The organism is Salinispora cortesiana (genome assembly GCF_000484695.1).
GTDB classification, from domain to species: Bacteria; Actinomycetota; Actinomycetes; order Mycobacteriales; family Micromonosporaceae; genus Micromonospora; species Micromonospora cortesiana.
Map to the genome: position 1 here is coordinate 128,576 of NZ_AXVR01000005.1, position 11,138 is coordinate 139,713.

At 67.9% G+C, this 11,138-nt stretch carries 10 protein-coding genes and 2 pseudogenes; 9 read left to right on the plus strand and 3 right to left on the minus strand.

What is annotated here, in order from left to right:
- Positions 1–145 precede the first annotated feature (145 nt).
- Positions 146–766, plus strand: coding sequence for a cholesterol catabolism transcriptional regulator KstR (kstR, locus tag K228_RS0104590; RefSeq protein ID WP_029723357.1), 621 nt, complete (start codon positions 146–148; stop codon positions 764–766).
- A 421-nt stretch (positions 767–1,187) separates the two neighbouring features.
- Positions 1,188–1,928, plus strand: a complete 741-nt coding sequence (locus tag K228_RS0104595; RefSeq protein WP_025617362.1) for a hypothetical protein — start codon at positions 1,188–1,190, stop codon at positions 1,926–1,928.
- Positions 1,929–1,999: 71 nt separating this feature from the next.
- Here the strand turns inward: K228_RS0104595 and K228_RS0104600 are convergent, their stop codons facing one another.
- On the minus strand, positions 2,000–2,683 hold the full coding sequence (locus K228_RS0104600) for a PaaI family thioesterase (protein WP_025617363.1): 684 nt from the start codon (positions 2,681–2,683) through the stop codon (positions 2,000–2,002).
- Between the two features lie 282 nt (positions 2,684–2,965).
- Between K228_RS0104600 and kstD the strand changes: the two genes are divergently transcribed.
- The 4 genes and pseudogenes from kstD (at position 2,966) to K228_RS0104620 (ending at position 7,208) form a co-directional block, all read left to right on the plus strand.
- Entirely contained in the window at positions 2,966–4,615 is a 1,650-nt protein-coding gene (kstD, locus tag K228_RS0104605; protein ID WP_025617364.1) for a 3-oxosteroid 1-dehydrogenase, read from the plus strand.
- Between the two features lie 145 nt (positions 4,616–4,760).
- Positions 4,761–5,780 carry a synaptic vesicle VAT-1 family membrane protein gene (locus tag K228_RS0104610; RefSeq protein ID WP_025617365.1) on the plus strand — a complete coding sequence of 340 codons (1,020 nt, stop codon included), beginning with the start codon at positions 4,761–4,763 and terminating at the stop codon, positions 5,778–5,780.
- Positions 5,781–5,913: 133 nt separating this feature from the next.
- Positions 5,914–6,659 (plus strand): annotated as a pseudogene (locus K228_RS25320) (glucose 1-dehydrogenase).
- Positions 6,660–6,725: 66 nt separating this feature from the next.
- On the plus strand, positions 6,726–7,208 hold the full coding sequence (locus K228_RS0104620) for a pyridoxamine 5'-phosphate oxidase family protein (protein ID WP_025617366.1): 483 nt from the start codon (positions 6,726–6,728) through the stop codon (positions 7,206–7,208).
- Between the two features lie 92 nt (positions 7,209–7,300).
- On the opposite strand, the gene K228_RS0104625 is transcribed toward K228_RS0104620, so the two are convergent.
- On the minus strand, positions 7,301–8,035 hold the full coding sequence (locus K228_RS0104625; protein ID WP_029723359.1) for an SDR family oxidoreductase: 735 nt from the start codon (positions 8,033–8,035) through the stop codon (positions 7,301–7,303).
- A gap of 106 nt (positions 8,036–8,141) precedes the next feature.
- On the opposite strand from K228_RS0104625, the gene K228_RS0104630 reads away from it, so the two are divergent.
- On the plus strand, positions 8,142–9,014 hold the full coding sequence (locus tag K228_RS0104630; protein WP_025617367.1) for a TIGR03619 family F420-dependent LLM class oxidoreductase: 873 nt from the start codon (positions 8,142–8,144) through the stop codon (positions 9,012–9,014).
- A gap of 65 nt (positions 9,015–9,079) precedes the next feature.
- Here K228_RS0104630 and K228_RS0104635 read toward each other — a convergent pair whose 3' ends face one another.
- On the minus strand, positions 9,080–9,946 hold the full coding sequence (locus tag K228_RS0104635) for an alpha/beta fold hydrolase (RefSeq protein WP_025617368.1): 867 nt from the start codon (positions 9,944–9,946) through the stop codon (positions 9,080–9,082).
- 448 nt (positions 9,947–10,394) lie between these two features.
- Here K228_RS0104635 and K228_RS0104640 point away from each other — a divergent pair.
- A pseudogene (locus K228_RS0104640) lies at positions 10,395–10,757 on the plus strand (transposase family protein); the annotation flags it as partial.
- Positions 10,758–10,880: 123 nt separating this feature from the next.
- Positions 10,881–11,138: IS3 family transposase (locus K228_RS29140; protein WP_025617370.1), on the plus strand; the 258-nt coding region annotated here is incomplete at its 3' end.

Consider the following 11,138-nt stretch of genomic DNA (forward strand, 5'->3'; position numbering starts at 1 on the left):
GACCCTCCCCACTCCGAACACCTGACGCCAGTAGAACACGTTCTATCAGCTACCGCCAGCCGCCCTGAGCACACGACATCCAGCCCGTTGCTAGACTTGGGATGGCATGACCGCTGCCGGTTCGACCAAGATCACGGAAGGCAGGATGGTGGCGTCGAGAACACATACCAGAAGCTCGGGCGCGGGCAGCCTGACCGACACCGAGCAGGGGTCGGCGGCGCAGCGCGAGCGCCGACGGCGCATCCTGGACGCCACCCTCGTCCTGGCCTCCAGGGGCGGATACGACGCGGTGCAGATGCGCGCCGTCGCCGAACACGCCAACGTCGCCCTCGGCACGCTGTACCGCTACTTCCCCTCCAAAATCCACCTTTTGGTTTCCGCCCTGGCCAGAGAGTTCGAGCGGACACAGGACCGGCTCCGGCGCACCGCCATTCCGGGTGAGACGGCACACGAGCGGACCACGTTCGTCCTCGGCCGGGTCACCCGCGCCATGCAGCGCGACCCCATGCTCACCGAAGCGATGACCCGGGCGTTCATGTTCGCCGACCCAACCGCCGCCGCCGAGGTCAACGCCGTCGCCCGACTCATGGAAGACATGTTCATCCTGGCCATGCGCGACGGCAAGCCGTCGGCGGACGACCGGGCCAAGGCCCGCGTCATCGGCGATGTCTGGCTCTCCAGCCTGGTCGCCTGGGTCACCCGGCGCGCCTCGGCCAACGACGTGCACGAGCACCTCGAGCTCGCCGCCCGCCTGTTGCTGCGCTGACGGCAGCGGCGGCGAAGTCCGGGCTCGCCGTCACCGGGCTGCGACCGACACCGACCCCCGGTCCACAAGGCGACCGGGGGTCGATTCCCCGCAATCGATAGATACTCACCTTAGGTGGTGGCGCAGTCACTCAGCTTGTCCTACGGTGCTTGGGCGAAGGTCGGCGGCGCACCAAGGGCTCCACGCGGGCCAATCCCGGCTGGGTCAACGATGTGGCGTGGAAGGGAACCACCCGGATGACGCGATCGTTGCCCACGACGGCGATCCCGTTGTTCTCGCCCACGACGCCGCCGTTGACGGGGGGCGCCGGGCGGACTGAGCTCTCCGCTGGTGGGCCTGCCGCGTCGGATCCGCTTACCGGAAGCCGGTCTGGCGTTGCCGATGCAGGGTATCCGCCGGGAAGGACAGGAGAGCACCCACAATGACCTATCAGCACGACCGGGACCTGCATCTCACCCACAGCCCGGAGCGGGGCTACTGGCACTTCATGCTCTACATCGAACCGCCGGCGTACACCGGCGGCGCCATCAACGCCGGCCAGCAGCTCGATACCTACGCCAGCCGGTACGCGGCCGAATGGCGGGACCGACTCACGCCCTGCACGCCGGACGCCCTGCACGTCACCCTCGTCACCCCGGACGAGGCGCCCCAGCTCTGGCATCCCTGCGTCTACGACGATCCCGACTCTCCCTCCGCGGTCGCGGGCGACGGCTGCGTGTGCTGGCGAGCCTTCCGTGATCCGATCACCTGGCTACCCGTCGCCGTGCACCACTATCGGACGGTCACCGGCAACCACGAGCACTGGGATCATCACACCTACGCTCCCCTCGCGCTTCCCGACGGCGAGCAGCTGACCGCCCTCATCATCGACCGCGAGGCCGACATGGTCTGGGCCCGCACCGACCGCGGCACCCTGCACATCCTGCCCGAGAAGCAGACCGCCGGTTACAGCACCGGCTACCCGGGCAGTGGGCCCGCCGAACTCGCCAGGATGATCGAGAAGATCGTCGCCTCCGACGGCTACGACGTGACCCCGGGCACACCAAACCAACAACCAGCCGAGACCGTCTTCAGCTGGGCCAGCAGCCACGCCGCCGCCTACACGCAGGAGCTCACCCTCCAGCAGCTCATGCTCCTCTGCCGCACCGGTGTCGTGGCATAGCCAGCACTCCGACAGCCGCCTCCGCAGGACACAGCGCCCCCCGCAGGCCACGGCGGCTCCGCGGCTGCGGATCAGTCGGACTCGACGGAGGTACTGCCGGCTATCCAGTACGGTGCCGTGCCGAAGAGCTGCCAGGATTGTTCTGGTCGTGGCGCGACGAACACCCCGGTCGCCTCGACCAGGAGGTCGTCGGGGTGGGCAGCGGTCGCGATGCCGCCGTGGGCGGTGGTCTTCCGGCCGTTCACGGCGGTAACCCGGGCCGTCAGGTGCAGCGGAGTACGCAACGGGATCGGTGCCCGATACCGGGTGTCGAGCCGGACGGTCATCCCCGCGTTGCCGGTGGCACTCGCCACGTAGCCGAGTAGCTGGTCCAGCAGTTGGGCACTGACTCCGCCATGGGCGTACCGGGGCGGCCCCTCGAAGGCCGGCCCAAGGGTGCATGTGCCGACCGCGACCCCGTCAACCAGGTCGATGCGCATTGGCGGAGCCAGGGCACTGCCCACGCCGGTAACCGGGTTGTACATCCGGACGCCACCCAACAGGTCGTCGGCGCTCGGTATCCGCGTGACCTCCCGTTCGTGCGTGGCCAACGGACGAGCCGCTCGGCGCAGGTCGGCGGTGACCTGACGGAGTTGGTCAGCCGGAACCTCCGTGGTGACCGCCTGCTGAACCAGGTCGCGTAAGGCATCTCCCAACTCCGCGATGGCCTCCCGCCGGTCCAGCAGGGAGGGGCTGGCCTCCCGCTGCTCCCGCATGGGGTGGTGGCTACGCCAACGCTCGTGGTTCGACCTACTCATCGTCACCGTCGTGCACCTCGTTCTCGACCGGTTAGCGGCCATCATGACACCGTTTCCGGTGTCGGCTCGGACGCGTCCGCGTGGCAGGCGGCGATCCGGACGCGGGCATCGCCGCGATCGCCGGGCCAACAGATGTCAAGATCAATATATTAATTGAAGGATATGCATGCAATATCTCCCGACACCGTTCTCAATACAGTAACGTGTTCCACCATCTGTTTCCGCTGGGCTGGGGGTCCGATGACGACCGTGGTCGAGTACGACGTAGTGGTGGTGGGTGCCGGTGCGGCCGGCATGGTGGGTGCGCTTACGGCGGCGAAACGCGGTCTGCAGACCGTCGTGGTGGAGAAAGCCGATGTCTACGGTGGCTCTACCGCCCGCTCCGGGGCCGGAATCTGGATCCCCAACAACGAGGTTCTCCTCGATGCCGGAGTGCCGGACACTCCCGCTCAGGCCACCGAATACCTGGCCGCGGTCGTCGGGGACGAGGTCCCCGCCACCCGCCTCCAGGCCTACCTGTCGGCCGGGCCAGCCATGATCTCCTTCCTGTTGGAGCACACACCGCTGCGGTTCGCCTGGATGGAGGGCTACTCCGACTACTACCCCGAGTTGCCCGGCGGCCTGCCCAACGGTCGGTCGATCGAGCCGCAACCGCTCGACGCCAATGTCCTCGGCGCCGAGTACGCCGCCCTGAACCCGCCCTACATGGCCACTCCGCCGGGCACCGTGGTCATGGACGTCGACTACAAGTGGCTGGCCCTCATCGCCCGCCACCCCCGCGGCCTGACGACGGCCACGGAGATTGTCCAGCGCTACCTGGCGGCATGGGTCAAGGGGGAAAAGCCGATCACCATGGGCCAGGCGCTCGCGGGCGGGCTGCGCGCCGGCCTGCTCGCCGCCGACGTACCGGTCTGGCTGAACACCCCCCTGACCGAGTTGGTCGTCAGCGAGGGGCGAGTCACCGGGGTACGGGTGGTCCGGGACGGGGAAGAGGTGCTCCTCACCGCCCGACGCGGAGTCATCGTCGGGTCCGGCGGCTTCGAGCACAACGAGGCGATGCGCAAGCAGTACCAGGAAGCTCCCACCGGCACTGACTGGACGGTCGGCGCGGCGTCGAACACCGGGGACGGTATCCGTGCCTGCGCCGAGGTCGGTGCCGCTCTGGACCTCATGGACAGCGCCTGGTGGGGGCCGATGATCCCGTTGCCGACCGGCCCCTACTTCTGCCTCTCCGAACGCACGCTGCCGGGGAACATCTTCGTCAACCCCGCCGGGGAACGGTTCGTCAACGAGGCCGCCCCGTACGGCGACGTGGTGCGCACCATGTACGCGCAGGATGCCTTCCCGGCCTGGATGATCACAGATCAGCGGTACCGCAACCGCTACCTGTTCCGCGACCTCCCACCGCTGCTGCCCTACCCCAGCGAGTGGTATGACTCCGGTGCCCTGTTCCGGTCCTGGACCATCAAGGGCCTGGCCGACAAGATCGGTGTCCCCCCGACGGCCCTGAACAACACCGTCAAGCGCTTCAACGCCCTCGCCGCGGCGGGTAGCGACACGGACTTTCATCGGGGCGACAGTAGCTACGACCACTACTATGCCGATCCGACGAACGAACCGAACGCATGTCTGGCCGCACTGGTGCTGCCACCGTTCTACGCGATGCGGATCGTCCCCGGCGACCTCGGCACCAACGGCGGCGTCCGAACCGACGAGCGGGGCCGGGCGTTGCGGGATGACGGCACCGTCATTCCCGGTCTCTATGCCGCGGGCAACGCGAGCGCGGCCGTCATGGGGAAGGGCTACGCCGGAGCGGGATCGACGCTCGGTCCGGCAATGACCTTCGGGTACCTGGCCGCGTTGGACATCGTCGAGTCGTCCCACGACTGACGGCCACCGGCTCAGGCCCACCAGCACCCCCTACGCTGGCCTTCGGCAGTCACCGCCTCGCCCGGGTAGCCCATGCGGCCAACACCCGGGCGAGCGGATGACCGCAGGCGGAGTAGTCGGCGTAAACGTGGAGGTCGAGGAATCGATGCGCGCTGTCTGGATCACCAAGGCGGGTGGGCCCGAGGTCCTTGCGGTACGGGAAACCCCCGATCCGCAACCGGGTCGCGGTGAGGTGCGCATCGCGGTCCGCGCCTGCGGGTTGAACTTCGCCGAGGTCATGGCCCGGCAAGGGCTGTACCCGGACGCTCCGAAGCCGCCGTCCGTGGTGGGATACGAGGTGGCCGGAGTCGTGGACGCCGTCGACGCCGAGGTGACCGGCCTCGAGGTGGGGCAGCGGGTGCTGGCCCTGGTGCGCTTCGGTGGCCACGCCGACACCGTCTGCGTGCCGGCCGCCCGGGTGCTGCCGATGCCCGATGGCCTCGACTTCGTCGAGGGAGCCGCAATACCGGTCAACTACCTGACCGCCTACCACATGCTCTTTCGGGTAGCGAACCTCCGCCCCGAGGCCCGCGTCCTGGTGCACATGGCCGCGGGTGGGGTCGGCACCGCGGTGCTGCAGCTATGCCGCACCGTACCGGGTGTTGTCACCTTCGGCACCGCCTCGGCGGCCAAGCACGCTGTGCTCCGCGAGGAGGGCTGCACCCATCCCATCGACTACCGCACCGAGGACTACGTCGCGCGGGTACGGGAGCTCACCGGCGGCGAAGGGCTTGACCTGGTGCTGGACTCGCTGGGTGGTCGCGACTGGAAGCGCGGGATCAGCCTGCTCCGGCCGGTTGGGCAGCTCATCGCGTACGGCTTCGCCAACCTGTCCACCGGGGAACGGCGCAGCTATCGCCGGCTCCTCGGCCAGCTCACCGGCGTACCGCTGCTGACGCCGTACGGGATGATGGACCGCAACCACACGGTCAGTGGCGTCAATCTGGGGCACCTGTGGGAGCGCACCGACCTGCTGCGGGAGGAGCTGATGGCACTCCTGGACCTGTGGCGCGAGGGTGCGATCAAGCCCCGGATCGACCAGGTCTATCCGTTCGAGGAGGCCGCCGCGGCGCACCGCCGGATCGGCGAACGTCGCAACATCGGCAAGGTGGTCCTCGTCCCCTGACGAACCCTCACCACCACCAGCGACAACGCGATTGTCCACGGCCGCCGCGGCTCCCACCGCGGCGGCCGTTTTGTTGCGGCACCGGCGTCGCACCGATGCTAAGCTACCAAGCAAGCGCTTGGCAGGAGGGCTGATGGGGCGACTGGACGGCAAGGTGGCACTCATCACCGGCGGCGCGCGCGGCATGGGCAAGGCACATGCCCGGCAGTTCGTGGCCGAGGGCGCCCGGGTGGTCATCGGCGACATCCTCGACGACCGCGGCACGGCCGTCGCCGACGGCCTCGGCGATGATCATTGCCGCTACGTGCACCACGACGTCACCAGCGAACAGGAGTGGGCTGCCGCGGTCGCCACCGCGCTGACGGCGTTCGACCGACTCGACGTGCTGGTCAACAACGCCGGCGTCTTCCGGCACGCAGCAATCGCCACGATGGATCCGGCCGAGTTCCGCCACGTGCTCGACGTCAACCTCACCGGCTGTTGGCTCGGCATCCACACCGTGGCGCCGGCGGTGGATCGATCGTGAACGTGTCATCGATCGAGGGGTTCGTCGGTGCGGCCGGCCTCTCGGCCTACAGCGCCAGCAAGTTCGGGATCCGCGGCATCACCAAGTCCGCGGCCCAGGAGCTCGGGCCGGCCGGCATCCGGGTCAACTCGGTGCACCCCGGCAGCGTGCTGACCTCAATGGCGCTGGCCGCCGCCGAAACCATGCCCGCCGTCGACTTGGACGCATTCCTCACCTCGCTGCCGATCGCCCGCTTCGCCGAGCCGGTGGAGATCTCCCGCCTGGTGGCATTCCTCGCCTCGGACGAGTCGTCCTACACCACGGGTGCCGAGTTCGTAGCCGATGGCGGTCTCCTGTCCGGGCCGGGGTACTGAGATGACCTTTCTGGACCGAGGGGCGGCCGTGACCGGCGCGAGTAGCGGTGCGGAGAGCGAGGGCTCGTGAACCAACGCGCCACGGTGGCGATGCCACCCGCAGACATCGATCAGCACTTGGCCCAGAGCCGGAAACTCCAGCTCGCGACCGTCAACCGGGACGGCACGCCACACCTGGTCAGCATGTTCTACGCGATGCACGACGGACGCATCGCCTTCTGGACCTACCACGCTTCGCAGAAGGCCCGGAACCTGGCCCGCGATCCACGGGTGACCTGCCTGGTCGAGGAGGGTGAGGGCTACTTCGAACTGCGCGGCGTCCAGGTAACCGGCGAGGTGACCCGGATCGACGATCGGGCGGAGGTGACCGCCGTCGGCCGCCTGATCGCCGCGCGGATGCCCAGCCCCCTGGCGGTAGGCGACCTGCCACCCGGTGAGGTGGCAGCGGCGCTCGACGGCTATGTCGCGCACACGGCAGCCAAGCGGGCGGCCTATCTGGTCGAGCCGCGGCGGGTGGTCAGCTGGGACCACCGTCGGCTGGTGACCTGAGCCGTTCGGCCGCGCCGCCCGAAGCGGGGCCGTAGTCCGACGGCGGGGTCCGCAGCGCCGTGGCGAAGCTACCTCTGAACCGAGGAAGGCATCTACGCCCGTAGATCCGCAAGATAACCGGGCCACTCGCCACCGCCGTGCACTGCCACCGCCGCCCCGGTGACATAGGAGGCCAGCGGAGAGGCCAACAGCAGACACACTCCGGCGACCTCGGCCGGCGTCGCGGGTCGCCCCAGGGGTACGGTGCGCGCCACCGCTGCCGGGTCCAGCTGCAGGCCCGCGTCACCGGCCACCGGGCCAGGGACGACACTGTTCACCCGCACCGCCGGCGCCCACTCGGCGGCCAGACTCGTCGCCAGATTGTGCAGACCGGCCTTGGCAGCGCCATATGCGGCGGAGCCGGGCGACGGGCGGGTGCCGCTGACACTCCCGACCATGACGATGACCCCGCCACCGGGCTGTTGTTGCATGATCGTGTTGGCTGCCTGCGAAACATGCAGCGGGGCGACGAGGTTGAGCTCAATGATCTTGGCGTGCAGCCGGGGCGAGGCGCTGGCGGCCGCCGCTGGCGGCGCACCACCTGCGTTGTTCACCAGCACGTCGAGGCGGCCGAACCGGTCGACCGCCGCCGCCACCAACGCGGTGGCCTGTTCGGGATCACGGACATCAGCCGAAACGAAGTCGGGCACCACCGAGGACGGTTGGGTCCGGCCACAGACCAGCACCCGAGCGCCCGCCGCGCGGAACGCCGCGGCGATCGCGGCACCGACACCTCGCGTCCCCCCGGTGACGACCACACCACGACCGGTGAAATCGAGGGGCTCCATTGACCGATGCTAACCCGCGAACAAACGCTTGGTCGACCCTGGACGCGACCCGACCAGACCACCCGAGACCTTCCCGCAGGGAAATAGAACACGTTACAGTTTATAGATGAAATTCAGCCTCGGAATCGCGCTCAGCCCGCTCGACCAGCTCGTCGACCTGACGCAAACCGCTGAGGAGTGTGGGTTCTCGGCCATCACCCTCCCCGACTCCCTCTTCTACTCCGAAGAGGTCAGCGCCAAGTATCCGTACACGCCGGACGGCAGCCGGTTCTGGGACGCGCAGACCCCCTGGGCCGACCCGCTGGTGACCGCCGCCGCGCTCGGCGCCGCCACCACCCGGATCCGGTTCCACACCCAGGTGCTCAAACTCGGACCCCGCAACCCGGTCCTGTTGGCGCGGCAGGTCGGCTCGGTGGCGAACCTGACCGGAAGCCGGTTCGGGCTCGGCGTCGGGCTGGGCTGGTCGCCGGAGGAGTCGCTCTGGTGCGACGCGCCGTTCACCGCCCGGGGCGCGCGGGGCGACGAGGCGATTGAGGTGCTACGGCTGATCCTGGGCGGTGGCATGGTGGAGCACCACGGAAAGCACTTCGATTTCGGCCGGCTACAGATGAGCCCGGCCCCGACCGAGCAGATCCCGATCTACGTGGGCGGTCATAGCAACGCGGCGTTGCGCCGTGCGGCCCGGCTGGGGGACGGCTGGTCCTCCGCCATGATGCGCTTCGACGACCTACGCACGGCGATCGACCAGCTTGCCCGGCTACGCCGCGAGTACGACCGGGCCGACCAGCCGTTCGAGATCCAGGCGGTCTGCGTCGACCGATTCGGCCTGGCGGGCTTCCAGCAACAGGCCGAGGCCGGCGTGACCGACGCGATCGTGATGCCCTGGCGCTTCTACGGCGTCGGCTTCGACGGCGAACTCGCCGCCAAGCAGGACGGCATCCGCCGCTTCGCCGACGATGTCATCAGCAAGATCCACTAGATGAGTTGTTCTGAATTGTGGTCAATGGTCATAGGCAATCAGCGAGCGGGTGACAGGTGCGCTGGTTATGTTGTTGCGCCAGATCGCGGACGACCACGACGAGGAGGCGCAACGGAGCCCTGAGAGGTGAGCCACCCGTGCAGCGTCGTTGCTAGTTGTACGGGCTGGTCAAGCTGTACCAGGTGACCCGCCCCATCGATCAACTTAAGTTTTGCGTCCGGAATGCGTTCGATCAGTAGGTGAGCGCGGTCAACCGGAATCCACGTGTCGTTCTTGCCCCACACCACCAAAACGGGCAGGTCCAGACGCGAGTAGAGGTCCTGAATTTCGTCGGTGTACGCCTGGTCCGCCTGGGCAATCTGTCGATAGAATGCGGCTTGCCCGTCTGCACCAAGCCAGGGAGAAACAAGGTCCTGCATCTGGCCAGGGGTAAGGCCCAGCTGGCTGGCTCCCGCAATGTAGGCCCGAAGCGCCCCTTCGTGTACAGAGCTTGGAAGCGCGCTGAACACCTCGGTGCTGTCGCGCACAAGCCGGAAGAAGTCCGAACCCCAGGGAGCCAGTGCCACCACGTCAACCAGCGCCAACGACGCGAACGCACAGCCATGCAAGAGAAGGGCCCTCAACGCAACGGCGCCGCCGTAGTCGTGAGCTACGACATGCGGGGACTGTAGTTCCCAATGCGAGACGAGGTCAGTCAATAGCTCACCCTGGACATCCAGCGAAACCCGGTGATCTCGCAACTTCGAGGACTGCCCGTAACCGGGCATGTCCCAGAGGTGAACCCTGAACTGGTCGCTCAGGGCCTCGGCATAGGGGCCCCACAGCCGCGAGGACCACGGCGTCCCATGACAGAACACGACATCGGGCCCAGAACCCATCCGACGCCATCGAACTTCACGTCCGCGCCACTCGAACTCTTCCGTTAGATTCACCCGACCAACCCTGCCAGACGATCACCCTTCCCCAAAGAGCGCTTTGATGTACGGGTCAGTCGGGGTGTGTCGCACTGTGAGCCTGGTCGATCGATAGACAGACATAGATCCATGGTGGAGCAAGGTGGCCAAAAGTAAGACGACGCCTGCGGACACCGTTGCGGGCAGCAACCCGTGGCGTCAAAAAGCCCAGGCACCTGGTGCGGCGCCTCGGGGCTGCCACCGGCCGTCAACGACATACTGGCGGCTCGGCAAGCGGCGCTGGGAAGGAGCGCACCGGGAGGAACGAACTTAGCGCCGGCCGCGATCTGGCACAACTGACACACGGCCAACCCGTTGCGCGATCACTCGTGGCGTACGGCCACTAACCCTTGGAATAGATCGTCTAAGGGATGTCTCGTAACCCTGGCGTCCGTCCGTTAGGGACAGTCGTGCAGGATGTTTCGGGGTGCAGGTGATCACGTCAGCCCGCCCGGAGTGGATCTTCCCGTTCACCAGATTGCAGCCCGTCCAGTTCCGCAGGCTGGTCCGGCTGGTCGCCGAGCGGGGCGGTGACGCGATCACGGACGGGCGGCCGGGCCGGCAGTGGTCACTCGACCTCGCCGACCGGATGTTGCTGGTGGCCGCGTACTGGCGGACGAACCTGACGATGCGCCAGATCGGTCCGCTGTTCGGGGTGTCGCACTCGGCGGCACACCGGGTCATCGACACCCTCGGCCCACTGCTGGCCCTGGCCCCGGTCCGACGACGCCAGGTTGATCAGATCGCGATCGTCGACGGCACCCATGTCCCGACTCGCGACCACCGCCTAGTACTGCAACCCGGTGTTGCGACTTGAGTCGTGCTGGCTCGTTGACTGGTCGTGCGGGTCTGCTGCACCGATGGGTGACATCTGAGATGGCTTGCCCTGGTGGCGGGCTGGAAGGATGTTGCTGTGCCCAAGCCCTACCCCCGTGAGTTCCGTGATGACGTGGTGCGAATCGCTCGTGAACGGGAGCCTGGCGTCACGGTCGAGCAGATCGCCAAGGACTTCGGGGTCCACCCGATGACATTGTTCAAGTGGCTGCGCCAAGCCGACATCGACGCCGGGACCAAGCCTGGCGTCAGTGGCAGCGAGTCGGCCGAGCTGCGTGAGGCCCGCAAGCGGATCAAGCTGCTCGAGCAGGAGAACGAGGTCCTGCGCCGGGCGGCG